This is a genomic window from Streptomyces daliensis (assembly GCF_054782395.1).
This window is the reverse complement of the sequence record NZ_BAAGSO010000133.1, coordinates 255,991-280,636: the sequence shown is the minus strand read 5'-3', so window position 1 is coordinate 280,636 and position 24,646 is coordinate 255,991. Positions and strand designations below refer to the sequence as shown.

Annotated in this window: 21 protein-coding genes, 1 tRNA gene and 1 pseudogene; 14 read left to right on the top strand and 9 right to left on the bottom strand. The window is 70.5% G+C overall.

The genetic code is table 11. The annotated features are described in order from the left end of the window. Positions 1–5 precede the first annotated feature (5 nt). The 4 genes from ACYVOO_RS38590 (at position 6) to mscL (ending at position 2,969) form a co-directional block, all read left to right on the top strand. On the top strand, positions 6–377 hold the full coding sequence (locus ACYVOO_RS38590; protein WP_461020380.1) for an FmdB family zinc ribbon protein: 372 nt from the start codon (positions 6–8) through the stop codon (positions 375–377). Between the two features lie 203 nt (positions 378–580). Next, positions 581–1,411: an S-methyl-5'-thioadenosine phosphorylase gene (locus ACYVOO_RS38585; protein ID WP_461020379.1), complete on the top strand. Its 831-nt coding sequence runs from the start codon at positions 581–583 to the stop codon at positions 1,409–1,411. 379 nt (positions 1,412–1,790) lie between these two features. After that, entirely contained in the window at positions 1,791–2,303 is a 513-nt protein-coding gene (locus ACYVOO_RS38580) for a hypothetical protein (protein ID WP_461020378.1), read from the top strand. Between the two features lie 87 nt (positions 2,304–2,390). Further along, entirely contained in the window at positions 2,391–2,969 is a 579-nt protein-coding gene (gene mscL / locus ACYVOO_RS38575) for a large conductance mechanosensitive channel protein MscL (RefSeq protein ID WP_461020377.1), read from the top strand. A 139-nt stretch (positions 2,970–3,108) separates the two neighbouring features. Here the strand turns inward: mscL and ACYVOO_RS38570 are convergent, their stop codons facing one another. Then, positions 3,109–3,351, bottom strand: a complete 243-nt coding sequence (locus ACYVOO_RS38570; protein ID WP_461020376.1) for a hypothetical protein — start codon at positions 3,349–3,351, stop codon at positions 3,109–3,111. Between the two features lie 44 nt (positions 3,352–3,395). On the opposite strand from ACYVOO_RS38570, the gene ACYVOO_RS38565 reads away from it, so the two are divergent. Continuing rightward, on the top strand, positions 3,396–4,448 hold the full coding sequence (locus tag ACYVOO_RS38565) for a P1 family peptidase (RefSeq protein WP_461020375.1): 1,053 nt from the start codon (positions 3,396–3,398) through the stop codon (positions 4,446–4,448). A 209-nt stretch (positions 4,449–4,657) separates the two neighbouring features. Here the strand turns inward: ACYVOO_RS38565 and ACYVOO_RS38560 are convergent, their stop codons facing one another. Genes ACYVOO_RS38560 through ACYVOO_RS38550 form a run of 3 tightly spaced genes read right to left on the bottom strand, consistent with a single transcriptional unit; the run spans position 4,658 to position 8,660 of the window. Next, the gene (locus ACYVOO_RS38560) at positions 4,658–6,868 is read right to left on the bottom strand and encodes a PTS fructose transporter subunit IIABC (protein WP_461020374.1); all 2,211 of its coding nucleotides are present in this window, start codon (positions 6,866–6,868) and stop codon (positions 4,658–4,660) included. Next, entirely contained in the window at positions 6,865–7,869 is a 1,005-nt protein-coding gene (pfkB, locus tag ACYVOO_RS38555; RefSeq protein WP_461020373.1) for a 1-phosphofructokinase, read from the bottom strand. Before pfkB ends, ACYVOO_RS38560 begins: the two co-directional genes overlap by 4 nt. Positions 7,870–7,874: 5 nt before the next feature. Further along, complete coding sequence (locus ACYVOO_RS38550) at positions 7,875–8,660, bottom strand: DeoR/GlpR family DNA-binding transcription regulator (RefSeq protein ID WP_453346203.1); 786 nt, start codon at positions 8,658–8,660, stop codon at positions 7,875–7,877. Positions 8,661–9,031: 371 nt separating this feature from the next. Here ACYVOO_RS38550 and ACYVOO_RS38545 point away from each other — a divergent pair. Then, positions 9,032–10,235 (top strand): annotated as a pseudogene (locus ACYVOO_RS38545) (IS110 family RNA-guided transposase). Between the two features lie 203 nt (positions 10,236–10,438). On the opposite strand, the gene ACYVOO_RS38540 reads toward ACYVOO_RS38545, so the two are convergent. Next, on the bottom strand, positions 10,439–11,455 hold the full coding sequence (locus tag ACYVOO_RS38540; protein WP_461020372.1) for a sigma-70 family RNA polymerase sigma factor: 1,017 nt from the start codon (positions 11,453–11,455) through the stop codon (positions 10,439–10,441). Between the two features lie 174 nt (positions 11,456–11,629). On the opposite strand from ACYVOO_RS38540, the gene ACYVOO_RS38535 reads away from it, so the two are divergent. Continuing rightward, positions 11,630–12,145, top strand: a complete 516-nt coding sequence (locus ACYVOO_RS38535) for a GNAT family N-acetyltransferase (protein WP_461020371.1) — start codon at positions 11,630–11,632, stop codon at positions 12,143–12,145. A gap of 187 nt (positions 12,146–12,332) precedes the next feature. On the opposite strand, the gene ACYVOO_RS38530 is transcribed toward ACYVOO_RS38535, so the two are convergent. Both ACYVOO_RS38530 and ACYVOO_RS38525 read right to left on the bottom strand, forming a co-directional pair. Continuing rightward, positions 12,333–13,883, bottom strand: a complete 1,551-nt coding sequence (locus tag ACYVOO_RS38530; RefSeq protein WP_461020370.1) for an MFS transporter — start codon at positions 13,881–13,883, stop codon at positions 12,333–12,335. A gap of 425 nt (positions 13,884–14,308) precedes the next feature. Then, the gene (locus tag ACYVOO_RS38525) at positions 14,309–14,998 is read right to left on the bottom strand and encodes a TetR/AcrR family transcriptional regulator (protein WP_461020369.1); all 690 of its coding nucleotides are present in this window, start codon (positions 14,996–14,998) and stop codon (positions 14,309–14,311) included. Positions 14,999–15,509: 511 nt separating this feature from the next. Here ACYVOO_RS38525 and wrbA point away from each other — a divergent pair. The 3 genes from wrbA (at position 15,510) to ACYVOO_RS38510 (ending at position 18,589) form a co-directional block, all read left to right on the top strand. Continuing rightward, a complete protein-coding gene (gene wrbA / locus ACYVOO_RS38520) occupies positions 15,510–16,133 on the top strand; it encodes an NAD(P)H:quinone oxidoreductase (protein WP_461020368.1) in 624 nt (207 codons plus the stop codon). 385 nt (positions 16,134–16,518) lie between these two features. Further along, positions 16,519–18,399 carry a glycoside hydrolase family 3 protein gene (locus ACYVOO_RS38515; RefSeq protein ID WP_461020367.1) on the top strand — a complete coding sequence of 627 codons (1,881 nt, stop codon included), beginning with the start codon at positions 16,519–16,521 and terminating at the stop codon, positions 18,397–18,399. 117 nt (positions 18,400–18,516) lie between these two features. Beyond that, positions 18,517–18,589: transfer RNA gene (locus ACYVOO_RS38510), tRNA-Arg, on the top strand. A gap of 119 nt (positions 18,590–18,708) precedes the next feature. Here ACYVOO_RS38510 and ACYVOO_RS38505 read toward each other — a convergent pair. After that, the gene (locus ACYVOO_RS38505; RefSeq protein ID WP_461020366.1) at positions 18,709–20,310 is read right to left on the bottom strand and encodes a site-specific integrase; all 1,602 of its coding nucleotides are present in this window, start codon (positions 20,308–20,310) and stop codon (positions 18,709–18,711) included. Further along, positions 20,307–20,999 carry a helix-turn-helix domain-containing protein gene (locus ACYVOO_RS38500; RefSeq protein WP_461020365.1) on the bottom strand — a complete coding sequence of 231 codons (693 nt, stop codon included), beginning with the start codon at positions 20,997–20,999 and terminating at the stop codon, positions 20,307–20,309. Before ACYVOO_RS38500 ends, ACYVOO_RS38505 begins: the two co-directional genes overlap by 4 nt. Before the next feature lie 95 nt (positions 21,000–21,094). Here ACYVOO_RS38500 and ACYVOO_RS38495 point away from each other — a divergent pair, with 95 nt between their 5' ends. The 4 genes from ACYVOO_RS38495 to mobC all read left to right on the top strand — a co-directional run bounded on the left by ACYVOO_RS38495 (position 21,095) and on the right by mobC (position 24,644). Further along, positions 21,095–21,325, top strand: a complete 231-nt coding sequence (locus tag ACYVOO_RS38495) for a hypothetical protein (RefSeq protein WP_461020409.1) — start codon at positions 21,095–21,097, stop codon at positions 21,323–21,325. Positions 21,326–21,559: 234 nt separating this feature from the next. Further along, positions 21,560–22,891: a DUF3631 domain-containing protein gene (locus ACYVOO_RS38490; RefSeq protein WP_461020364.1), complete on the top strand. Its 1,332-nt coding sequence runs from the start codon at positions 21,560–21,562 to the stop codon at positions 22,889–22,891. A 241-nt stretch (positions 22,892–23,132) separates the two neighbouring features. Beyond that, a complete protein-coding gene (locus ACYVOO_RS38485; RefSeq protein ID WP_461020363.1) occupies positions 23,133–23,984 on the top strand; it encodes a DUF2637 domain-containing protein in 852 nt (283 codons plus the stop codon). Positions 23,985–24,224: 240 nt separating this feature from the next. Further along, a complete protein-coding gene (gene mobC / locus ACYVOO_RS38480) occupies positions 24,225–24,644 on the top strand; it encodes a plasmid mobilization relaxosome protein MobC (protein ID WP_461020362.1) in 420 nt (139 codons plus the stop codon). The last annotated feature ends 2 nt before the right edge of the window (positions 24,645–24,646 follow it).

The following is a 24,646-nucleotide window of genomic DNA, read 5'->3' as shown; positions in this document are numbered from 1 at the left end:
AGAACGTGCCGACCTACCAGTACCAGTGCACCGAGTGCGGCGAGGGCCTTGAGGTGGTGCAGAAGTTCACCGACGACTCGTTGACCGAGTGCCCCAACTGTGAGGGCCGCCTGAAGAAGGTGTTCTCGGCCGTCGGCATCGTCTTCAAGGGCTCCGGTTTCTACCGCAACGACAGCCGCAGCTCCACGTCGAGCAGCACCCCGGCCTCGAAGGGCTCCTCGGACTCCTCGTCCAAGAGCGACAGCGACTCCAGCTCCTCGACGTCCTCGTCCTCTTCGCCGTCCAGCTCCTCGTCCTCCTCGGACTCCGGTTCGTCGAGCACGTCCAGCAAGGGCGACTCCAAGAGCACGAGCAAGGCGAGCAGTTCGGCCGCCTGACCGGAGACCGGTCACCGGGCTTGCCGACCGACCGCCACAACGGCTCCCGGCCCTCTCCACTCGGTCCTTGCCCGAGCTTTGCCCGTCCCGGCCACGGCCCAGCCTCACCCACGCTTGATGCCGGGCGCCCTGTCGCAGGGCGCCCGCTCTCGCGTGTACGGCCCCCATCCACTGCCCGCGCGGCGGCCCTTAGGGTGAGCGGCATGAGCGAACAGGCAGAGATCGGCGTCATCGGCGGGTCCGGCTTCTACTCATTCCTCGACGACGTGACAGAGGTCACTGTCGAGACTCCCTACGGAGAGCCGAGCGACTCGCTCTTCCTCGGCGAACTGGCGGGCCGACGGGTCGCCTTCCTGCCGCGGCACGGCCGCAAGCACCACCTGCCGCCGCACCGCATCAACTACCGCGCCAACCTGTGGGCTCTGCGCGCCGCGGGCGTGCGTCAGGTCCTGGCGCCCTGCGCGGTCGGCGGGCTCCAGACCAAGTACGGGCCCGGCACTCTGCTCGTGCCCGACCAGCTGGTGGACCGCACCAAGTCGCGCGTGCAGACGTATTACGACGGCCATCCCCTCCCCGACGGCAGCGTCCCCCACGTCGTCCACCTGGGCTTCGCGGACCCGTACTGCGAGGCCGGACGCCAAGCCTCGCTGGCCGCCGCGCGCGAGTACGGCTGGGAGCCGGTCGACGGGGGCACGCTGTGCGTCATCGAGGGACCCCGTTTCTCCACTCGCGCCGAGTCGCAGTGGCACGCCGCGCAGGGCTGGGCCGTCGTCGGCATGACCGGCCACCCCGAGGCCGTGCTCGCCCGTGAGCTGGAACTCTGTTACTCCTCCCTCACTCTCGTCACCGACCTCGACGCGGGCGCGGAGACCGGCGAGGGCGTCTCGCACGAGGAGGTCCTGCGAGTCTTCGGCGAGAACGTCGGGCGACTGCGTGAGGTGCTCTTCAACGCTGTCGGGAAGCTGCCCGCCAAGCGCGATTGCGGCTGCGGCAACGCGCTGACCGGGCTCGATACCGGGATCACGCTGCCGTGAGGGAGCCTGCCCAGGTCCGGCTGATGAGACCGGGCTTGGCCGAACCGAGCTGGGACTGACCGGGCCGCCGGAGCAGCCCGGTACTCGGAGGCTTCGGGAACGTCACCGGCGCGCGCAGGGGGCGGGACCGCTGAGGTTCTGAATGCCGGGTGAGACCGGTTGGACGCGTGAGGGTGAACGCGTTTTCCACAGTGGCCCGGCCAGCCACAGGCGCCAGCGGGATTTCCGGAAAGCCTGCACTGTAGCTGCGGTAGACCGACTTCTTCGACCGCAGGCGGTGAGCGTCGTGTCCCAGGACTTCGACCCCAGGCGTGCGCCCGGCTCAGGTGGCGCGAGAGAACCCGTCCGATCCCCACAACCCCCGCTCTCCCGTCGCACTGTGCCGGAATTCACACCGGTACGGGCCGGGCGTGGACGCTACGGGCTGCGGCGGTTCATGCGGAGAAGGCGACGGCTGCTGGCCGTCGCGGCAGCGGTCGCGGCGACCGCTCTGCTGGCCTCCACTCCCCGTACGGAAGACGGCCAGACCACGTCGGCGCCGCCGCAAGGGGCCGGGGCGGGTGCGGATTCCGGCAGCCGTTCCCTTGTCCGTCCGGAAGGGAAACGGGTCGGCGACGCTGAGGGTGCCACCGTCATCGCACCGGTGCGAATCTCGGACGCGGCGACCGTCCGGTTGTTGGAACGCAATGACCGGGTAGACGTGATCGCGAGCAGCAGGGAGTCGGCTTCTGCGCGAGTAGTGGCACGTAATGTCCGAGTGGCTGATGTCCCCGAGTCCGGCGACACTGTCCCGGGCGACGGGGCGCTTGTCGTGCTCGCGGTGCCGCGAAAAACGGCGACCGAACTCGTCGGCGCGGCTGCCACCTCCCGACTGGCGGTGACACTGTGCTGAGGCTTCTGGACGCGCTGGCTTCGCGTGTGGCCCGCTCCGTGCGCCGTGTACGCAGTTGGATCAGTTGGTTCGGGAAGAGGCAGTTCGTTGAGCGAGCAGAAAGCCGCCGAGAGCGGGAAGACAGGACTCCTGGCGGGATTCAAGGAATTCCTGATGCGGGGCAACGTGGTCGAACTGGCCGTTGCCGTCGTCGTCGGAACTGCCTTCAGCAAGATCGTGGACGCCATCGTCAAGGGACTCATCAACCCGTTGGTGGGCGCGATCGGCACCCAGGATCTGGACCAGTACGAGTCCTGCCTCAAGTCCCCGTGCGAGGTGAACGAGACCACCGGCGAAGTGATCAGCGGTGTGCCGATCAAGTGGGGTCCGGTGCTCAGCGCCTCGCTGACGTTCCTGATCACCGCGGCGGTCGTGTACTTCCTCATGATCCTGCCGATGAGCAAGTACAAGGAGCGCCGGGCGGCCAAGGCCGGGCTCGACGAGATGCCGAACGAGGTGACCGAGGTCGAGCTGCTGACGGAGATCCGCGACGCGCTCGTCGCCCAGCGCAACGGTGCGACGGCTCCGGACGCGGACTCCCCCGGCCCAGCCTCGACGGCCTCTCCGGACAGCTCGAGCGACGGTACCGGAGGCACGGGCAGCGGCCCGGCCTCCATGGAGAAGTAGCGCCCAGCGGAGAAACCACGCGGGCCGAGAGAACCGCCCGTAGCGGAAACGTGCGAAACCCAACGCGGGCGGCGTCCGTGAGCGGCGCCCGCACCCGGGTCACCGCGTCGGCCCACGCTCCGCACCAGAGGTGGCGCGGTCAGATGTGGTGCGGCGGCTTCTCGTCCAGGAAACGGGCGAGGTCGGCTGCCGCACCCGCGTCACCGGAGGCCCCGGTTCCGCCGGAGGGCCGGTCGCCCCAGCCACGGTCGGTGTCGTCCGAGGACGGCAGACTCAGCGGGTCGTCGAAGATCAGCGCGGCAGCCGGATCGGCCGGTTCGCGCCGGATGGAATCGCCCGGCTGCCGCGGGCCCCGGCCAGGCTGTTGCGGGCTCGTGCTCATTCTTCAAGGGTACGGCGGCCCCGCCGCACTGGTATCCATGCCACATGGAGACACACGACGCACTCACGGACGTACGGGGATTGCGGGTCGGACACGCGCAGAGGGCCGGGGACGGCTGGCTGACGGGCACGACGGTGGTGCTGGCGCCGGAGGGCGGGGCTGTGACAGCGGTGGACGTACGCGGGGGCGGCCCCGGCACCCGGGAGACGGACGCGCTGGATCCGCGGAACCTGGTGGAACGGATCCACGCGGTGACGCTGACCGGCGGCAGCGCCTTCGGGCTGGACGCCGCCTCCGGCGTCATGAGCTGGCTGGAGGAACACGGCCGCGGCGTCCAGGTCGGTCCCGACCCGGCGCAGGTGGTGCCCGTGGTCCCGGCAGCGGTCCTGTTCGACCTGGGACGCGGAGGCCAGTGGAGCGCCCGGCCGGGCCCGGACCTGGGCCGGGAGGCAGCGGAGGCCGCTTTCCGTACGGAAGCGGGCGCGCCCGTGCCGCAGGGCTGTACGGGGGCGGGGACCGGCGCCGTGGTGGGCGGGCTGAAGGGCGGGGTCGGCTCGGCGAGCACGGTGCTGGCGTCGGGCACGACGGTCGGCGTGCTGGCCGTGGTGAACGCGGCGGGCTCGGCGCTGGACCCGGTGACGGGCGCGTTGTACGGGGAGCTGTTCGGCGGCCGCCCCCAGGCGCCGGAGGAGGACACGCACGCGGAGGCGATGCGGCGACTGACCGAGGCCAGGGAGGAGACGGCAAGGCGCACGGCGGGGCCCCTGCGGCCACCGCTCAACACGACTCTCGCCGTCGTGGCGACCGACGCCGGGCTGACCCGGCCGCAGGCCCAGAAGCTGGCGGGCGCTGCGCACGACGGCCTGGCCCGGGCGGTCCGGCCGGTGCACCTGATGCACGACGGGGACACCATCTTCGCGATGGCCACGGAGGAGCGGGCTCTGGGGGACGGCGAGTTGAACGACCTGCTGGCGGCCGGAGCGGATGTGCTGACCCGTGCGGTGGTCAATGCGGTCCTGGCGGCGGAGAGCGTGGACACCCCGGGCGGGATCTTCCCGTCGTACGGCGACCTCTACGGCGCGAGGCGCCAGGACTGAACGCGCCGAGCGTGCCCCGGTCGTCCCGGCGCGGGCTCGGCCCCGGTGCCGTCCTGGGCGCGGTGCCGATGCCCCGGACTGAAGCCCTGCCAGGGCACGTGGATGGGCACGAGCAGGGACGTGGACGCCTCTGCCGGTTTCCGGGCCGACGACGTATGGAGCGGACGGAGCCGCCGCCGGAGGCCCGGCGGCGGCTGTCCGACAAGGTGTCAGGCGGGAACGCCGACCTTGCCGTCGGTGCCGTTCGCGGAGCCGGGGTCGGCCTGGGCCGCTCCCGCCCCGGTGGTGGCGCCGGGCTGCACGTTCCGGTCGGCCTCCCGCCCATCGGCGGCGTGCTTACGGGCGCCAACTCCCTTGAGCAGGATGACGAGCGCCGCGGTGACCGCGGTACCGGCCGCGATGGCGACCAGGTAGAGCAGCGGCGTTCCGATGAGCGGCACGACGAAGATGCCGCCGTGCGGGGCCCGGAGAGTGCTCCCGAACGTCATCGTCAGGGCCCCGGTCACGGCGCCGCCCGCCATGGAGGAGGGGATGACGCGCAGCGGGTCAGCGGCGGCGAAGGGGATCGCGCCCTCGGTGATGAAGGAGGCGCCGAGCACCCATGCCGCCTTGCCGTTCTCACGCTCGGCCTTGTTGAAGAGCTTGCCGCGCACGGTTGTGGCCAGGGCCATGCCCAGCGGCGGGACCATGCCTGCGCCCATTGCCGCGGCCATCACCATCAGGCTGCCGTTGCCCGGGTCCGCGGTGGCGATGCCGCCGGTCGCGAAGGCGTAGGCGACCTTGTTGACGGGGCCACCGAGGTCGAAGCACATCATGAGGCCGATGAGCAGGCCCAGGAGGATGGCGTTGGCGCCGGTGAGGCCGCCGAGCCAGTCGGTCATGGCCTTCTGGGCGGTGGCGATGGGCGTACCGATCACCACGAACATCAGCGTCCCGACGACCGCCGACGAAATCAGCGGGATGACCACGACGGGCATGATGCCGCGCAGCACGGGCGGGATGTTCACCTTCTGGATCGCCATCACCACGGCCCCGGCGAGGAGACCTGCCACGAGACCGCCGAGGAACCCGGCCTCGATCTGGACAGCGATGGCGCCGCCCACGAAGCCGGGCACCAGGCCGGGCCGGTCGGCCATGCCGTAGGCGATGTATCCGGCGAGTACGGGCACGAGGAAGCTGAAGGCGAGGCTGCCGACCTGGTTGAGCAGAGCGGCCCAGCTATGGACCTCGGTCCACACGAAGTGGTCGGCCACGGACTTGGCTTCGGTGATTTCGTATCCGCCGAGCGCGAAGGAGAGGGCGATGAGGAGGCCGCCCGCGGCGACGAACGGGACCATGTAACTCACGCCGGTCATCAGCCATTTACGCAGCCGGGTGCCGAAGCCGTCCCCACTCTCGGCTTCGTTGTCCATGGGTGCCACGGAGGCGGGAGCACTGCTCTCGCCGCGTTCCGCCTTGCCGCGTACCTCTTCGATGAGTTCAGCCGGCCGGTTGATGGCTGCCTTCACACCGACGTCGACGGTGGGCTTGCCCGCGAAGCGTTCCTTCTCGCGGACCTCCACGTCATGGGCGAAGATCACGCCGTCGGCTGCGGCGATGACGTCGGGGGCGAGCCGTTCGAACCCGGCGGAGCCCTGGGTCTCGACGACGATCTCCGCTCCGGCTTCCCCCGCAGCGCGTTCCAGGGACTCGGCGGCCATGTAGGTGTGGGCGATGCCGGTGGGGCACGACGTCACGCCGACGATGCGGAAGGGGCGGCCTTCCCCGGTACTGGGCGCTGCTCCGGGGGTGTGAGCCTCGCCGGACGTGTTCTCGGGCGACTCGGGGAGGGAGGCCGCTTCATCGCGAGGGTCGCTCTCGCGGGGCTCGGGGTCGCCGGTCGCGCCCTCGCGGGGTTCGGTGGACGACTCGTCCGGCGCTGGGGACCCGCCCTCTGAGGACGCGGCGGCGGCCGGGGCGGGCGTGGTCTCCTCCGCTGATGCGTCGCCCCGGATGAGGGCTGCCGCCTGCTCTGGGTCGGCGGCTGCACGGAGGGCGCCGGTGAACTCCCCGTCCATGAGGTGCCGGGCAAGGCTGGACAGAATGGTGAGGTGGTCGCTGTCGGCACCGTCGGGGGCGGCGATGAGGAAGATCAGGTCGGCAGGGCCATCTGTGGCACCGAAGTCCACGGGTGTGGTGGCACGGCCGAAGGCGAGCGTGGGCTCGGTGACGTGGGCGCTGCGGCAGTGGGGTATGCCGATGCCGCCTTCGAGGCCGGTGGGCATCTGTTCCTCGCGGGCCGCCACATCACCGAGGAATCCCTCCAGGTCCGTGACGCGGCTCTCGGAGACCATGCGCTGGGCGAGCAGGCGCGCGGCCTCTTCCTTGGTAGAGGCGGTCAGGTCGAGGTCGACCAGCTCCGCATTGATCAACTGGCTCATCGCACGGCTCCATTGGCGCTGTCGGGCACTTCGGGGAGTAGGGGGTGGCCCAAGGGGTGGTCGAGGGGGACATCGGCGGTGACGCGAACCGCGTCCTGGCGGAGGTCGGCGGGCGTCGGCATCTGGCTGCCGGGCAACTGGACCGCAGCGGCTCCATGGGCGACGGCGGAGACCAGCGCGTCGGCCCCTGCACCGCCCGCCGCGAGGAAACCCGCGAGCGAGGCGTCACCGGCTCCGACATCGCTCCGGACGGCCTCGACGGGGGCGCTGGCGAAATGTGTGCCTGTGCCGTCGACCAGGAGTTGCCCGGTGGCACCGAGGCTGGCAAGTACGGTGCGGGCGCCTGCGGCCCGTACCTCTTCGGCGGCCTTGACCGCGTCGCCCACTGTCGCGAGCGGGCGGCCGACGACCTCGGCCAGTTCGTCGGCGTTGGGCTTCACGACGTCCGGGCGTTCCCGTAGTGCGGCGCCCAGCGCTGGGCCCGACGTGTCGAGTGCGATACGGGCGCCGATCGAGTGGGCGCGGGCGACCAGTTCGGCGTACCACTCGGGTGCCAAGCCCCGGGGCAGGCTGCCGCAGCAGGCGATCCAGCCGACGCCGGACGCCGACGCATGGGCGTTGACCGTCTCCAGCAGTGCTTCCGCCTCGTCCGTGGACACCTCGGGCCCTGCGGCGTTGATCTTGGTGAGGGTGCCGTCCGGTTCGGCGAGTGAGATGTTGACCCGAGAGGAGCCGCGAACGGGCACGCCCGCCACCTCGATTCCCAGGTCGCCGAGCAGCCGCGCCAGCAGTGCCCCTTCCGGTCCCCCGACCGGAAGCACCGCGACGGTGCGGAGTCCGGCGGCGGCCACCGCGCGGGAGACGTTGACGCCCTTGCCGCCCGGGTCGACCTGGTCGGTGCTCGCGCGCAGCACCGCGCCGCGGTCCAGGGCCGCGATCTCGTAGGTGCGGTCCAGGCTGGGGTTCGGGGTGACGGTGAGGATGGTGTTGATGACGGTCATGGGGTTCAAACGCGCCTTACGTGGGTGCCCTGACGCTCGATGGCGCGGGCGTCGTCCGGGCTGAGGCCGGTGTCGGTGATGAGCAGGTCGACGTGGGAGAGGTCGCCGAAGCGGGCGAAGTGGGTCCGGCCGAACTTCGTCGAGTCCGCCAGGAGCACGACCTTGCCCCACCCCCCTGGCGAGGTGCCTCCGGCCGCCGCGATGAGGGCGCGCTTCACTGCCGCCTCGGCGAGGTCGGGTGTGGTGAGGCCGCCGTCGAGCGAGAAGGCGTTGGTGGCCAGGAAAAGGACGTCGGCGTTGATCTCGGCCAGGGTGCGCAGGGCCCAGGCGTCGACGGCGGCGCGGGTGCGGTGTCGTACGCGTCCGCCGACGACGTGCAGGTCTATGCCAGGGTGGTCGGCGAGCCGGGCCGCGAGGGGCAGGGCATGGGTGACGACCGTCAGGTCCGCTTCCACCGGGATGGCCGCGGCGAGCCGGGCAGTGGTGGACCCCGCGTCCAGCAGCACGCTGCCCTCGGAGGGCAGTTCCTCGACCGCCGCCTGCGCGATGCGGTCCTTCTCCTCGGTGGCGGAGGACTCGCGTTCGCTCAGGTCGGGTTCGAAGTCGAGCCGCCCGGCCGGGATGGCTCCGCCGTGCACCCGTCGTACGAGTCCGGAGCGGTCCAGGGCCTTGAGGTCGCGGCGTACGGTCTCCGGGGTGACCTGGAATTCCGCCGCGAGGGAGGGCACGTCGACCCGTCCGCGCTCATGGGCGAGGCGGAGGATCTCCTGCTGGCGCTCCGGTGCGTACATGTGGGTTTGAGTCCGTTCACTGCCCGTTCCTGTGGTTTCCTCGTCACGTTACGACCGCCGAACGGAAAAGTAAACAGACTCGGGCACCCGCGCAGACCCAACCGGACACCCACCTCGTCTCGCCTCCCCCTCCCCCATTACCTTTTTGGTGGCTCCGCAATGGGGCGCCCGGCCTCTGAAGCTGGCATGACTTTCTCCCCCTGTCGAACGTATGGCCCGGGGGGTGGTGTCACCCGCTCCGGAGGCATCGACAGACCGCTGATTAGGGGCATGACCACCGGCTTCCACGGAGGCCGGGAGGCTCTTCGTCATGTGGATGTGGCGATCGGTGCCATGGCACGGCCGGGCGATGGAACGACCGGAGGAAGCGTGTGATCGACGTCAGCGACATCGGTGCCTTCCTCGGCCTGGACGTCGGCAAGGGCGAACACCACGCCACCGCCGTCACCCCGGCCGGGAAGAAAGCCTTCGACAAGCGCCTGCCCAACAGCGAACCCAAGCTCCGCGAGGTCTTCGCGAAACTCCAGGCCAAACACAAGACCGTGCTGGTGGTGGTCGACCAGCCGGCATCCATCGGCGCCCTGCCCCTGGCCGTCGCCCGCGACATGGACTGCCCGGTGGCCTACCTGCCCGGACTCGCGATGCGGCGGATCGCCGATCTCTACCCCGGCGAGGCCAAGACCGACGCGAGGGACGCGTTCATCATCGCCGATACCGCCCGCTCGATGCCGCACACGCTGCGGACCATCGAGCTTTCCGATCAAGCGGTCGCCGAACTGGAGATGATCGTGGGCTTCGACGACGACCTGGCAGGCGAAGCCACCCGCGTCAGCAACCGCCTGCGGGGCCTGCTCACCCAGATCCATCCCTCCCCTGGAACGGGTCCTGGGACCACGCATACAGCACCCGGCCGTGCTCAAGCTCCTCGACCAGTTCGGCTCCCCGGCCCTCCTCCGCAAGGCCGGACGACGCCAACTGGTCAACCTGATCCGCCCCAAAGCACCGCGGATGGCCGAGCGTCTGGTCGCCGACATCTTCACCGCACTGGACGAACAGACCGTCGTCGTCCCCGGCACCGACGCTGCCGCACTGATCGTCCCCAGCCTCGCCGGATCCCTCCAGGCAGTCCTCGACCAGCGCAAACTCCTCGCCCACCGGATCGAGGAACTGCTGGAGGCCCACCCTCTTTCCCAGGTCCTGACGTCCATGCCGGGCATCGGCGTCAGGACCGGAGCCCGCATCCTCATCGACATCGGCGACGTCGGCAGCTTCCCCACCGCAGCCCACCTCGCCGCCTACGCAGGACTCGCCCCGGCCACCAGAAGCTCAGGCTCCTCCATCCGCGGCGAACAACCCTCCCGACGAGGAAACAAACAGCTCAAACGGGCCTTCTTCCTCTCCGCGTTCGCAGCCCTGGCCGACCCGGTCTCCCGCGCCTACTACGACAAGAAGATCACCCAGGGAAAACACCACACCCAAGCCCTCCTCTGCCTCGCCAGACGACGAGCCGACGTCCTCTTCGCCATGCTCCGCGACGGCACCCTCTACGACCCCCACCCCACCCCCACAGGTTGACGAAACCCATAGGGGCACCCCCTCGCCCCCAGCGCGGGGCCATGCCCCGCCCCGCCTCAGAGGCCCCCAGCCCTTCCCCGGACAGCAGAGAGCCCCGACCCTCGGGGGCTTGGGTTCTAGTGGTCGTTGCAACACCCCAGTTCAGGGGGTGGGCGGCGGCTTTCGCGCCGTCTCCGGTGAGGGCGGCCGTCGGTTGTGCGCGGTTACGCCGCCTCGTCGAAGCCCGTGTCGTGGGCCATCTTCTTCAGTTCCAGCAAGGCATGCTTCTCGATCTGGCGAATCCGCTCCCGGGTCAGCCCGTGCTGCTTGCCGACCTCGGTCAGGGTGCGCTCGCGGCCGTCGACCATGCCGTACCGCGCCTTGATGATCGAGGCCGTACGGGTGTCGAGGCGGCCGATGAGATCGTCCAGCTCCTCGCGGCGCAGCAGCGTCAGCACCGACTGCTCGGGCGAGGCCGCCGAGGTGTCCTCCAGCAGATCGCCGAACTGGGTCTCCCCTTCGTCGTCCACCGACATGTTGAGGCTGACCGGGTCGCGCGCCCAGTCCAGCACGTCGGTGACGCGCTCGGGCGTGGAGCTCAGCTCGGAGGCGATCTCCTCGGGCTCGGGCTCGCGGCCGTGCTCGCGGTTGAACTCCCGCTGCACGCGCCGGATACGGCCCAGCTCCTCCACCAGGTGGACGGGCAGCCGGATGGTGCGGGACTGGTCGGCGATCGACCGCGTGATGGCCTGCCGGATCCACCACGTCGCGTACGTGGAGAACTTGAAGCCCTTGGTGTAGTCGAACTTCTCGACCGCGCGGACCAGGCCCGCGTTCCCCTCCTGGATGAGGTCCAGAAGCGGCAGCCCGCTGCGCGGGTAACGCCGCGCCACGGCCACCACCAGGCGGAGGTTGGAGCGGATGAAGACGTCCTTCGCCCGCTCGCCCTCCGCGACGACGCCTTCCAGCTCTTCACGGGACGCTGTCGCGCTCGCCGAGTCCGAGGTCAGGGGCTTCTCTTCCCCGTCCAGTATTCGACGCGCGTACACCCCCGCCTCGATGGCGAGTGAGAGCTCTACCTCCTTCGCCGCGTCGAGCAGCGGAGTGCGGGCGATCTCGTCGAGATACATGCCGACCAGGTCGCGGTCCGCGACTTCGCTGCCTGCGGCGCGAACACTGCTTGCCGTGTCATTGGCACCGGTCGCGGTTGCCTGACGACGGGCGACGGCACGGGTTGCCATGCGTGCTCCCTTGCGAGTGGACTCAAAACTGGCCGGGTGGCTGCTTCGGACACTCTCCGAGTGCCCTGCATCTGATGGATTCAACGAGGGGAATCCGGACAGAATTCCCAAACTCGCGCATCATTTTCCCGATCATGCAGTACCCTGTCCGGCCAACGAAGGGGGTAGGCCACGGTGGCGGACGTCGCGGAGGTACTGGTCAGAGGGGGCGTCGAGGGTGACCTAGGGGCGCTCACAGACATCTACAACCACTACGTCCGTGAGACGCCGATCACATTCGACATCGAACCGTTCACCCCGGAAGAGCGACGTCCTTGGCTGCTCTCCCATCTGGAAGACGGTCCGCACCGCCTCATGGTTGCGCTGGAGACCGGTACCTCTCGCGTGCTCGGCTATGCCACCAGCAGCCAGTTCCGCCCGAAACCCGCTTACGACACCTCTGTCGAGGTCAGCGTCTACCTGGCTCCCGACGCGGGTGACCGCGGTCTCGGAACGTTGCTCTACAAGCACCTTTTCGAGGCCCTGGAGTGCCAGGATCTGCACCGCGCGTTCGCCGGGATCGTGGTTCCGAACGAGGCGTCCGTCCGCCTCCACCGCCGCTTCGGCTTCGAGCACGTCGGCACGCTGGACGGAGCGGGCCGCAAATTCGGGCGCTTCCATGACGTCCACTACTACGCGAAGCGGCTCTGAGCAGCCCTCGAGAAGCAGCCCTCGAGCAGTCCTCGACAACTCCGGGCCGCGGCCCCCACCCGCGCGCCGAGGGCCCCGTTCCCTGGGGAACGGGGCCCTCGGCGCGCTCAGGCCGCTCAGGCCGCTCAGGCGCTCAGGCACTCAGGCACTCAGGCACTCAGGCACTCAGGCACTCATCAGCGGACGCTCAGTGCACCATCACCGGTATGCGCTGCGCCTCCACCTCGTCGGCGCTGTCGTCGCCGAGCGCGGCATCGTCGGACCCGTCAGTGGCTGCCGCGCTCCCGCCCTGGCCACCGCGCGTCGTCACCAACGTCACGGCGATCACGGCAGAGGTCAGGAGGATGCCGACGGCCCACCAGATGGCCGAACTGTAGCCGTGGACCATGCTCTGGAGCGTGAGCAGACGGCGTGCGGGCTCAGTGGTGGCCCCTGCCGCGTGCGCCGCCGCGTAGGACGTGGTGGCGCTGGCCGCGATCGTGTTCAGCAGGGCCGTACCGATGGCGCCGCCCACCTGCTGCGACGTGTTGACCATCGCGGAGGCCACCCCCGCGTCGGCGGGCCGCACACCCTGCGTGGCCAGCGACATGGCGGGCATGAAGGCCGTGCCCATGCCCAGGCCGAGCAGCAACTGTGCCGGAAGGATGAGGGTCGCGTACGAGCTGTCGACCTCCATCTGCGTCAGGATCAGCATGCCGAGAGCCGCGCTCACGAAGCCGGGACCCATCAGCAGCCGCGGCTGCACCCGCGTCATCAGGCGGGCGCCGATCTGCGTGGAACCGGTGATCATGCCCGCGATCATCGGGAGGAACGCGAGCCCGGTCTTCACCGGGGAGTAGCCCTTGACGATCTGGAGGTAGTACGTCAGGAAGAGGAACAGCCCGAACATCGCGATGATCGCGAGGCCCAGCGACAGGTAGACACCGCCGCGGTTCCGGTCGGTGATCACGCGCAGGGGCAGCAGCGGGGCCTTCACCCGCGCCTCGACGGCGACGAAGGCCGCCAGCAGCACGACCGTCGACACGAACATGGCGATGGTGCCGCCGTCGCCCCAGCCGTGCGACTCGGCGCGCGTGAACCCGTAGACCAGCGCCACCAGGCCGAGCGTCGAAAGCACCACTCCGGGGATGTCCAGGGAGGAGCGGTTGCGCGCCTCGGCGGGCTCCTTGATGACGAGCAGGGCTCCGACGGCCGCGATGACGGCGAAGGGGATGTTGACGTAGAAGGTCCAGCGCCAGTCCAGGTACTCGGTCAGTACGCCGCCCAGGATCAGGCCGATGGCGCCGCCACCGCCCGCGATGGCCCCGTAGATGCCGAACGCCTTGGCGCGCTCCTTGCCGTCGGTGAACATCACCGCGAGGAGGGACAGCGCGGCGGGCGCGAGCAGCGCGCCGAAGAGGCCCTGGAGCGCACGGGCGCCCAGCAGTATCTCGGTGTTCATGGCGGCGCCGCCGAGCGCCGAGGCCGCAGCGAAGCCGACCAGGCCGGTGACGAAGGTGCGCTGGCGTCCCCACAGGTCGGCGATCCTGCCGCCGAAGAGGAGGAGCCCGCCGAAGGCGAGGGCGTAGGCGGTGATGACCCACTGCCGGTTGCCGTCGGATATGCCGAGGTCGGCCTGGGCAGAGGGCAGCGCGATGTTCACGATGGTCGCGTCGAGCACGACCATGAGCTGCGCTATGGCGATGAAGGCGAGCGCTTTCCAGCGTCTCGGATCGAGCTGTCTCACGGAATCGGACATGGGTGGATCTACCTCACGGTGCGGAGTAAGTGAAAACAGGACGTAATGCCACGTAAATGACATGCGCCGGTACACACAGGTGCACAGGCACAGGTGCGCCGGGTATGGCGCGCGGTCCGCGCCGTGGCGCCGGGTGGCGTCACGGTGCGCGTCGCCGCCAGGGAGTGACGGGCGGGGTCGTGCGGGCGGTCGGTCGCGGGCCGCGGACGGCCGCCCAGAGCCTCGGTTACGGATACGGAAGGGGAGGGCGCGGATACGGGTGGCGGGTACGGGCGTCTTTGCGCGTACGGCGCGGGTACGGCTCGGCTGCGGTGACGGCGTCAGCCAGTGGCCCCGGACCGGTCTGCCGGCGAACCGGTCGGGGAAAACGAAGCGCTACGGGGAGGGAAGTTCGGTTCACATGGCGGGTTCCGCCTGGTTCCGTCTCAAGAGCCCTTGCGCAGCTCCTCCAGGGTGGCCGCGTGACCGGGCAGCGTGGACCTCGCCGGGGCGCGCAGCCCGTCGAGGAAGAGCTGTAGGTGACGGTCCACGAAGCGGCCGATCTCGGCGCAGCCGGAGCCCGGCAGCGGCCTGGTGAGCTGGCTGAGGGCGACCATCAGGTCTCCGACGGCCACATCGGGCCGCAGCTCCCCCGCACGCTGTGCGCGGTCGATCAGCTCCTCGACGAGCCCCTCCAGGCGTTGACGCGCGGCGAGGAGTTCGGGGTCCACCTTGTCGAAGCGGGCCGAGAGCATGGGACAGAGCGCGCCGACGCGCTCCTCCACGGCACCGAAGACGAAGCGGCGGACCGCCTCGAAGGCGGCACCGTCGCCGCCCCCTCCGGCCTCGGCCGTCGCCTCCTGGATCGCGGCCCGCGCACGGGTGGCGATCCGGTCGGTCACGGCGAGTACGACGCCCCGTACGAGCGCGTCGCGGTCGGGGAAGTGCCGGTAGAGCGTCGCGTTGCCGATCCCGGCGTGCCGGGCGATCTCGTCCAGGGGCGCGTCCGCCCCGTGGATGACGAAGGCTTCCCGGGCGGCGGAGATGATCCGCTCCCGGTTACGGGTGGCGTCCGCGCGCACCTTCGGGGCCGCGTGCTTGCGGTTCGCCGCGGGTGCGGTGCCGATGCTGCCCATGGCCTGGCTCCTCGACTCTGGTCCGTCTGCTGCCGTTCCCTGGCCCCGGTTCCAGTTCTGGTTCCGGTTCCGGTCCGCTCGCGGAAGACGGAGAACCCTGTAGGGGTCCGCTTCCGGAACGTTCCGGGGACTGGCTCCCCGCTTTGCGGGGACACAGGCTCAAACGGGGAAAGCTTCCCCGTTTATTTCGGGGCTCCGACGTGTCCTGCGTCACAGGGGACACGCGGGGGTTCACAGGCCCCCGTAAGGCCCCGCAGGCCGCCGCAGGACCCCACAGGGCCCCCATGGGCCCATGGAGCCCCCGCCGGGTGAATCCGGCGCGACACTCGCCCCGGCAACGGATGCTCCGTGGGCCACTCCGGTCCAGAATCGGGCATAAGCATGTGAACCCACCGTCCGACTGCCCCCGGCCAAGCGCCGGCGCCGACACCAGCGCTGGCACCGGCACTGGCCGACGCCCATCCGTCTCTGCGCCGCCCCCTGTCCCAAACCCGAACGGAGCCACCCGCACATGGCCACTCCCGCCCCTGCCAAGGTCGCCGTCATCTACTACTCCTCGACCGGCACCAACGCCGCCCTCGCCAAGGAGATCGCCAACACCGCGGAACAGGCCGGGGCCGAGGTGCGACTGCGCCGTGCGACCGAGCTGGCACCCCCGGCCGCGATCGAGTCCAACGCCGCGTGGGCGGCGAACGTACGGGCCACCGCCGACATCCCCGAGGCCGCCCCTGAGGACGTCGAGTGGGCGGACGCGGTGATCTTCGGGAGCCCGACGCGCTTCGGGAACGTGACGTCGCAGCTCAAGCAGTTCATCGACCAGCTGGGCGGCCTCTGGGCCGAGGGCAAGCTGGCCGACAAGGTCTACAGCGGGTTCACCTCCTCCGCCACGCTGCACGGCGGCCAGGAGTCGACCCTGCTCGCCCTCTACAACACCGTCCACCACTTCGGCGGCATCCTGGTCGCGCCCGGCTACACGGCCGCGTCGAAGTTCGTCGACGGCAACCCGTACGGCACCTCCCACGTCGACGCGCAGGGCGAGAACCCCGTCGACGACACCGCGCGCAAGGCAGCGCGCGTCCAGGCGGAGCGCGTCGTGCGCATGACCACCGCGCTCAAGGCGGGCCTCTCCGTCTGAGCCCCCTCCGGTGCTCCTGGGCCTCGGGCCTCTCCGAGCCCCCAGCGTCCTCTTGCGCCTCCGCGCAGCAACTGACGGCCCTGGGCAGCCCTTAGCGGCCCGGGGCCGTCAGTGGACTGGACCCATGAAGTCCCGTGTGGCATCTGGTTTCCGCCCCGGGCCGCTGCGACGATGTGGCCTCTCCGTAGGACTCGGTACGGCTCCGCGGGCCGTACCCCGTAAGGCGAACCCCACATGCCCGCCCTCCCCCCTCGGGCATCCCTGTGCCCCGTCCCGACCACCCCGACCGTCCAGCCCGTCCGGACCACCGGAACCGTCGAGCCCCCGGCTCCACCCGATCAGCCGTGTCCGCCCTTGTCCCACCCGCGCCCTGTGAGGAGCTCCGATGCGCCCGACGCGTTCGACGCAGCAGCAGTCCGCCACCCGTAGACAGGTGCTCGCCTCGGCCGCCGGAGTCGCCGCGGCCTTCGGCGTGACGGGTGCCGCCCGCGCGTCCACGGCCGCCACAGGCGCGTCAGAGAGCTCAGCGGCGGCCTCGGCGACCGCGACTGCCTCGGCGGCCTCAGCGGACGTACAGGCCCGCGCCAGGGCCCTGACGCGCAGGATGTCGCTGGAGGAGAAGGTCGGCCAGCTCTTCGTGGTCGAGGTCTACGGCCAGGCCGCCGACACCTCGCACCCGAGGAACCAGGCGCTGTACGGGGTCGCGACGCCCGCCGAGGTCGTCGCGAAGTATCAGCCGGGCGGGGTCATCTACTTCGACGCGCGGCGCGGCCCCGACAACGTCCGCGAGCCCCGCCAGGTCGCCGCGCTCTCCAACGGGCTCCAGCGCGCCGCCCTCCGCACCGGCGCCCGCGTCCCCCTGCTCGTCTCCATCGACCAGGAGGGCGGCAGCGTCGTCTACCGCATGGTCGAGCCCGCGACCCAGTTCCCGGGCAACATGGCGCTCGCGGCGACCCGTTCGCGCAAGGAGACCCTGCGCGCCGCGGAGATCATCGGCGCGGAGCTGGCGGCCATGGGCATCAACCAGAACTACGCCCCCGTAGCGGACGTCAACATCAACCCCGAGAACCCGATCATCGGCGTGCGCTCCTTCGGGTCGGACACCGCGCTGTGCTCGTCGCTGGTGGCCACGGCCGTACGGGGCTACCACGAGGGCGGCGTCTCCAGCGCGGCCAAGCACTTCCCCGGCCACGGCGACACGGAGACCGACAGCCACACAGGCCTCCCCGTGATCACGCACAGCCGTGCGGAGCTGGAACGCATCGACCTGCCCCCGTTCCGGGCCGCGATCAAGCAGGGCGTGGACACGATCATGTCCGCGCACATCGTCGTCCCGGCCCTGGACGCGAGCGGGGTCCCGGCGACCATGTCGAAACCGATCATCACGGGGCTGCTGCGCGAGGAACTGGGATTTGAAGGGCTCATCGTCACCGACGCCCTCGACATGGGCGGCGCGACGGGCGACTTCCCGCCGGACATCGCCCCCGTAAGGGCCCTCCAGGCGGGCTGCGACCAGCTCGTACTGGCCCCGAAGCTCGACGTCGCCCGTGCGGCCGTCCTCGACGCCGTCCGCTCGGGCAAGGTCACGGAGTCCCGGCTCGACGCGTCCGTCACGCGCATCCTCGCCCACAAGCTGCGCCGCGGCCTGCATCCGCGGCCGTTCGTCAGCGAGACCGTCGCGGCCCGTACGGTCGGCAGCGCGGCCCACCTCTCCGCCGCGGCCTCCCTGACCGACCGCGCGGTCACCCTCGTACGGAACGAGGGCGTCCTCCCGCTCTCCCCCGCCACCGCGCGCTCGGTCCTGGTCACCGGGTGGGGTGCGACGCAGGTGAAGAACCTGGTGACGGCGGTCTCGGCGTACGAGGGGCAGTCCGCGACCGGCCTGGAGACGGGCACGGTGCCGAAGCAGGCCGCGATCGACGAGGCCGCGGCGGTGGCGCGTACCCACGACGTGGTGCTGGTGTCCTCGAACGCGGCCGCGGCGGGGGCGGAGAAGGGCGTCGCCCAGGCGGCGCTGGTGAAGGCGCTGATGGACACGGGCATCCCGGTGATCGTCGCGGCCGTGCGCAACCCGTACGACATCCGCCGCTTCCCCGAGGTCCCCGCCTACCTCGCCACGTACTCCTACGGCGCGCCCGCCCTCACCTCCCTCGCCCGCGTCCTCTTCGGCACGGTGCCCCCACGCGGCAAACTCCCGGTCACCGTCCCGGCCCTGGCCTCCCCGTCCACCACGCTCTACGGGTTCGGGCACGGGCTGTCCTACTGACGGGACGTACCGACGTACTGCCGTACCGACGTGCCGTCCGGCCCCCGCTCCTTTCTCGTTCCCCACCCCGACGCCGGATCAGCTAACCTGTCCTGGGCTCCTCGACGGGGCCTCCCCGCCTCCGTAGCTCAGGGGATAGAGCACCGCTCTCCTAAAGCGGGTGTCGCAGGTTCGAATCCTGCCGGGGGCACCGCACATTACGCCGCTGACCTGGGGTTTCTCGCCCAGGAAGGCGCATCATCCGGCCTCGGACTCCTCGTCCGGGGCCGTTTGCGTGAGCGGTGCGTGAGCGGACGGAGAGTTGATCTCCTAAATTTCCCCCGACGGATCATCACCATCCGGCACGGACTCCGGGCCGGGCTTCTCACCGTCATCGGGCTGGGACTCCGCTTCGGGAGCGGCGTTCTCCGAGGTGGCGCGGGCACGAGGCACCAGCCGGGCTGCGGCCTCGGCGATCGCCAGGTCTGCCTCGGGGAGCAGGCTCGTGTACGTGTCGGAGGTGATGGTGATCGAGGAGTGGCCGAGCATCTCCTGGATGTCCTTCAGGTCGGCTCCGGCCGCGTGAGCGAGCGTCGCGGCACCGTGGCGCAGGTCGTGGAGCCGGATCGGAGGGAGACCGATCTCCTCGTACAACTCGATGAAACGCCGCGTGATGGTGGCGGGGTGGAGCATCTCGCCGTTCTCCCGGGTGAAGACCCTGCCGGTCTCCACCCACGCGCTCCCCCACTCCTCGCGGTCCTTGTCCTGCTGTGCTCGGTGTCGCCGCAACGTCCCGACCGTGTCGGAGTCCAGCGCGATGGTGCGTGCTCCGGCGTCGGTCTTGGGGTCGTCCTCGTAGACCTCCCAGCCGTCCACCACGAGTTGCTTGGCGACCGTGATGAGTGCGGCGTCCAGCCGGGTGTCGGTCCACCTCTGGCCGCACGCCTCACCGCGTCGCAGTCCGCGGAACGCGACCAGGTGGAACAGCGCGTACAGGCGGTCTTCCGCGACGTGATCGAGGAAGCGGCCGGTGTGCTCCGGCGTCCAGACCATCACCGGTGAGGGCCTCTCGCCGGTGCGCTTCCAGTGGAGGATGCGCTCCTCGGTCCACACAAGCGCCTTGGGGCGCTTGCCCGCCTCCAACTCGACGTGGGCGGCCGGATTGAAGGTGATGAGCTGCTGCGCGATCGCGGCGTTGAGCGCGGCCCGCAGCGTGGAGCGGACGCGCTGGCGGGTGGCCGGACCGACGATGCGGCGGTAGGGCTCCATCTCGGCGATGGCGGCCTTCATGACCTTGCGTCGGGCGCGGGGCTCGCGCCCCTTCCAGGGGATCTGCGCGAGTTCCTCGGTCGCTTTGCGTCGCGCGGCGTTTCCCTCAGCGATTTCGACGTTGGCCTCGGCCATGGCCTGGAACATCTCCGACAGGTGGGTGACCCGGAGGCGGTCGAGGCGCAGATGTCCGATGCGTGGCTTGAGATGGACCCGGATGTTGCCCTCGTCGCGGCTGATCGCGCTCTGCCGCCCCTTCTTGCCCGCCAGCCAGGTGTCCAGCCATTCGCCGACCGTGAGACGGCTGGTCAGGTCCAGGCCGTGGCTGAGGCGTCGCCGGGTCGACTCGATGTCCGGCAACGGGGACTTCTGGTCGGCCACCGCCTCCAGCAGCTCGGCGATCTGGTCCAGGCCCTCGGCGTCGTCCGCTTCGGTGAGGCCGATGAGGGCCCTGACGTGGTCGAGGTCGGCCTGGGCCGCCTTGAGGCTCTCGTAGCCTGCCCGGCTGAAGGAGCGTCGGGTGCCGTCCTCGTGAGGCGGGAGTTCCTGGCGTATGGAGTAGGTGCCGTGCTTGCGGCTGGTGAGCTTGGGGCACTTCTTGCCGAGCGGTTTGCCGGTCTCGGGGTCGCGGCAGTAGCAGCGGCGGTGGGTGGAGCCCTTCAACGGCGTTCCTCCGGGGTCTGGTCGGGGTCGGAAGCGGTGCTGGATTCGGTCTGATCGACGTCGCCGAGTGCGGGTGGCAGGTCGGGCGGGGTGGCTCCGGCGTCGCGGATTTCCGCGCGGAGGCGGCGGAGTTCGTACTTGGCGGTGACGGCCTGGTCGGCGTACTTGGTCCGTCGACGCTCGGCCTCTTCCTGCTGGGCACGGCCGGTCGCCGTCTTGGCCGTGAACCGGGCCTGCTCCTCTTCTTCGAGCGCGGCCAGGGCGGTGCGTACGAGACTGGCGTGGAACTCGAAGTCGGGAACCATGCCCGCGTCGTGGGCGAGTACTTCCTCCTCGCCGGTGAAGCGACGCAGGGCGTCCCAGGTGGGCACAAGGTGCTGGAAGGGGAGCTCCTGGGTCTGGTCGACGTATCCGACCGGGAAGATCAGGTAGACCGGGTACGTCTCCAGGGCCGCTGCCAGGACCATGACGTCCACCAGCGGCAGGCCGGCCCGGCGTCCGGACTCCATGTTGGCGATCACGTTGCGCGGGATGGGATGCCCGAGCTGCTCGCACCGGTCCGCCAGGTCTTGTGCGCTCCACCCCCTCTCCTTCCTTCTGCGCCGGACTTCGCCCGCCACGGTCGCCTGGACCCGGTCCATCCACTCCGGGACGTCGTCCTCTTCATCATCGAAACCGTGCTGTGTCATACCGACACACTAGCTTGGCCACCCTGGAAGGGAGACGCCTGGAGCCGGACGTGGCGGTCACGTTCGCCGAGGGCTGCACCGAAAGGGCGCACCGCATGCGCGAAGAGTCGAACGCCGGACAGTCACAGGGGATGAGCCGGGAGGAGCTGCTCGGCCTCCCGGTAGCTGTTGACCTGGAAACAAGCAACCGAGCACTGGGACTCGGCCGGAGCAAGGGCTATGAGCTGGCGAAGCGGGGCGCGTACCCGTGCAAGGTTCTGCGACTGGGCAACGCCTACCGGGTCGTGACGGCGGATCTGCTGGATCTGCTCGGACTGGCGGCATGAAGGGGCGGCAACCTAGCAGCATGTTCTGCGTTGTACTGACACAGTTCCGCTGGACTATTGCCGAGGGTGGACGTACGGTCCGTGTTCCCTCGCGATGGCCCGGCCCCCGCGAGACGGGAACGGGCCCCCGGCGGTGCAACGCCGGAGGCCCCAGCAACCCCGGAACGGCCCGTGAAGAACCAACCCGGCGGCCAGGGCGCGCAAGCCCGCAACCGCCAGACGAGGAGCTGCTTCATGCAACTTGCCACGCCTGACCCACATTCCGCATCCGGCGAAGCCGTACGGCCCCCGCTCGCAACACCGACGCAGGAGGTCTTCTCCGCCAAGGGCCACGAAACCGTCGAGGAGGCGGCCGAAACGGACCCGGAGGGGGCCAGCAACGTGGTCGCCGAAGCACCGGAGCGGGCCGAGGCGCTCGCGACAGCGGCGGATGCGGAGCCTGACGAAGGCGCGGCGCTCCTGGACGAGCTGCGTGCGGCCATCGCCCGCTACGTGATCCTGCCCAGCAGTGAGGCACTCAGCGCCGTCACGCTGTGGGTGGCGGCCAGCCATCTCCAGCCCGCGTTGCAGCACGCGCCACGCCTGGCCGTTGTGGGGCCCGCCAAGCGATGCGGCAAGTCACGGCTGCTGGATGTGGTCACCGAGACGGTGCACAAGCCGCTGATCACGGTCAACACCAGTCCCGCTGTGGTCTTCCGCGCCATCGGCGACGACCCGCCCACCCTCTTGGTGGACGAAGCCGACACGATCTTCGGCAGCGTCAAGGCGGCGGAGCGGAACGAGGAACTGCGGGGCCTGCTGAACGCGGGGCACCAGCGCAACCGGCCCGCGCTGCGCATCTCCGGCCCTGAGCACAAGCCGCAGTCGTTCCCAACGTTCGCCATGGCGGCCCTCGCGGGGATCGGGGACCTTCCGGACACCGTCATGGACCGGGCCGTGGTGGTCCGGATGCAGCGCCGCAAGGACGGGGAAAGGGTGGAGCAGTTCCGCTCCCGCCGGGACATCCCCGCCTTGCACGCCCTTCGCGACCGGCTGTCCGCGTGGCTGCACCCGCAGATGGACACAGCGGCGAACGTGGTGCCGGAGATGCCGGTCAAGGACCGGGCGGCGGATACCTGGGAGCCGCTGGTGCTCGTCGCGGAACTCGCTGGCGACGCCTGGCCGGAGCGGGCCCGAGCGGCGTGCGTGGCGATGTGTGCGGCGGAAGAGGGACAGGACGACGAGTCGAACCTCAAGATGCGCCTGCTCCAAGACATCCGGCAGGCATTCGCCCACTTCGGCGACCCCGACGTGCTGCGCACCCAGAACCTGCTCCAGATCCTGGTCACCAACACCGAAGCGCCCTGGGCGGAGTACGGGCCCAACGGGCTGACCCCGCGCTACTTGGGTCTGCTGCTGAAGGACTTCGGCATCAAGTCCGCCAACTACCGCTTCGACGAGGGACGCCAGGCCAAGGGCTTCGCCCGTGCTCGCTTCGCCGACGCGTGGTCCCGCTACTGCGCCGAGGACCCGGAGTCCGCCGGGCGCGACGCGAGCGGCCCGCCGAGCGCGGACCTGGTCCGGTAGCCACTCGTCTCACCCGTCGCATCGCAGGTCAGCGCCGCGACAGGTGCCGGAGCCGCAACGAGTCCACTCGTATCCGACCCGGTACCCGTACCTGCTCCGACCAGGCATGCGACGGGTGGGACGGAAGCCCGCGCCGCAGCCCACTCGCCCTGCGGTGCCTTGCACGCTGCCCGTCCCTTCCCCTCCCGCCCGTCCGCAGGCATCGGGAGGAGGCACGCCCGCCGAGGAGCGCTCGGCGGGCGTGCCACGATCCCCTGGAGTCACCATCCGCATCACACCCGCCATATCCGGCACCGTAGCGGTCCGCGCCGGCATCGGTCTGCTCGCCGCGATCGGCTTCGCGCTCTCCTACGACGCCCTGCGCCAGACGGCCGTCGCCATCCACATCCGCGGACTGCTCACCTACGCCTTTCCCCTGGTGATCGACGGGTTCATCGCCATCGGCATCGCCGCCCTGCTCATCCTGCGCACCGCGCCGCTGTACGCGCGCCTGTACGTGTGGGCACTGGTCGGGCTCGCCACCGCCACCAGCATCTGGGCCAACGCCCTGCACGCCGTCCGCCTCAACCAGCAGACGCGGCACGAGAACGGCCTGCACCTGGACGACGTCACCGTCGGCGTCCTCTCCGCCATCGCCCCGCTCGCCCTGGCCAGAGTCGTCCACCTCTACCTCCTCATCCGCCGCCACCCCGTCCACCGCCACAACCGGGCCGAAGAAGCACAGGCCGCGATCCGCCACACCGGCCACCGCCCATCCGCCACACCTACGCGGGCGCTGCCGGAGCCCAGCACGGGCGGCGAAGACAAGGCGCCCGACGTGGCGAAAAGGACCGCGATCACGCCGCCGAAGCCGGACACGGCCGCGACGCCCAGCGCACAGGGGCGTCAGCCCAGTGCCTCGATGGACGAACTCCTGGCCATCGGCCGCACCGCGCCCCGTGGCCGAGGCGGACGCATCTCGCGCCGCAACGTCGAAGAAGCCATCCGCGCCGCAGGCCACACCATCGGCAAGGACCGCCTCACCGAGGCCACCCACACCCTCCAGGCCGAAGCCGACCGCCACGAGGCCCAGCGCGCCCTCGCGAACACCTGATCCGCCCTGGCTGCGTGGCGGAAGCCCACCGCCACATCCGCCACCCACGCCCCCGCACCACGAAGACCCCACCGACCCCGTACGACCGGAGACCGCCCCATGCACAACAACAGTCCCCAGCCCCGCACCGAAAACGCGAAGACTTCCACCACTCCAGCCACAGACGCAGCAGCAAGTTGTCGGGTAAGGAATCCTTCCCCGAACCCCGCCCCGGGGGTGGCGGGGCAGACCGGCCCGGGGGTGCCGGTCGAGGGGGCGGGCCCGGTCGACGCCGAGCCGCCGCGACGTCGTCTGCGTCAGCCCGCCCTGCGCGACCGCCGCATCTGCCCCCGCTACAGCGCCGGTGAGTACGCCGAGCTGGAGCAGGCCGCCGACGCCTGCCGGATGACGCCAGGCGGCTACCTCGCCGAGGCGGGCCTTGCCGCCGCCCGCTCCGACAACCCCCAGGCCGCGGTGGCCGACTACCGCCACGCCGTACGCCAGGTGATGGCCGCCCAACGGCAGGTCGCCGCCATCGGCAACAACCTCAACCAGCTCACCCGCCACCTCAACAACGACCAGCCACTCCCCGAAGCGGAAGTCGTCCACAGGCTGTTGGCGCAGGTGCACGAGGTCCTGGACGGGATGGACCAGGCCGTCGAGCACCTGACGCGACGGTGACC

Excerpts from the sequence above, each read along its gene's own strand:
- ACYVOO_RS38565 (WP_461020375.1), top strand. The coding sequence starts at position 3,396 with ATGGAGACACACGACGCACTCACGGACGTACGGGGATTGCGGGTCGGA.
- pfkB (WP_461020373.1), bottom strand. The coding sequence starts at position 7,869 with ATGACCGTCATCAACACCATCCTCACCGTCACCCCGAACCCCAGCCTG.
- ACYVOO_RS38500 (WP_461020365.1), bottom strand. The coding sequence starts at position 20,999 with ATGACACAGCACGGTTTCGATGATGAAGAGGACGACGTCCCGGAGTGG.
- ACYVOO_RS38560 (WP_461020374.1), bottom strand. The coding sequence starts at position 6,868 with ATGAGCCAGTTGATCAATGCGGAGCTGGTCGACCTCGACCTGACCGCC.
- ACYVOO_RS38495 (WP_461020409.1), top strand. The coding sequence starts at position 21,095 with ATGCGCGAAGAGTCGAACGCCGGACAGTCACAGGGGATGAGCCGGGAG.
- ACYVOO_RS38530 (WP_461020370.1), bottom strand. The coding sequence starts at position 13,883 with ATGTCCGATTCCGTGAGACAGCTCGATCCGAGACGCTGGAAAGCGCTC.
- ACYVOO_RS38525 (WP_461020369.1), bottom strand. The coding sequence starts at position 14,998 with ATGGGCAGCATCGGCACCGCACCCGCGGCGAACCGCAAGCACGCGGCC.
- ACYVOO_RS38570 (WP_461020376.1), bottom strand. The coding sequence starts at position 3,351 with ATGAGCACGAGCCCGCAACAGCCTGGCCGGGGCCCGCGGCAGCCGGGC.
- ACYVOO_RS38490 (WP_461020364.1), top strand. The coding sequence starts at position 21,560 with ATGCAACTTGCCACGCCTGACCCACATTCCGCATCCGGCGAAGCCGTA.
- ACYVOO_RS38585 (WP_461020379.1), top strand. The coding sequence starts at position 581 with ATGAGCGAACAGGCAGAGATCGGCGTCATCGGCGGGTCCGGCTTCTAC.
- ACYVOO_RS38515 (WP_461020367.1), top strand. The coding sequence starts at position 16,519 with ATGCGCCCGACGCGTTCGACGCAGCAGCAGTCCGCCACCCGTAGACAG.
- ACYVOO_RS38550 (WP_453346203.1), bottom strand. The coding sequence starts at position 8,660 with ATGTACGCACCGGAGCGCCAGCAGGAGATCCTCCGCCTCGCCCATGAG.
- ACYVOO_RS38540 (WP_461020372.1), bottom strand. The coding sequence starts at position 11,455 with ATGGCAACCCGTGCCGTCGCCCGTCGTCAGGCAACCGCGACCGGTGCC.
- wrbA (WP_461020368.1), top strand. The coding sequence starts at position 15,510 with ATGGCCACTCCCGCCCCTGCCAAGGTCGCCGTCATCTACTACTCCTCG.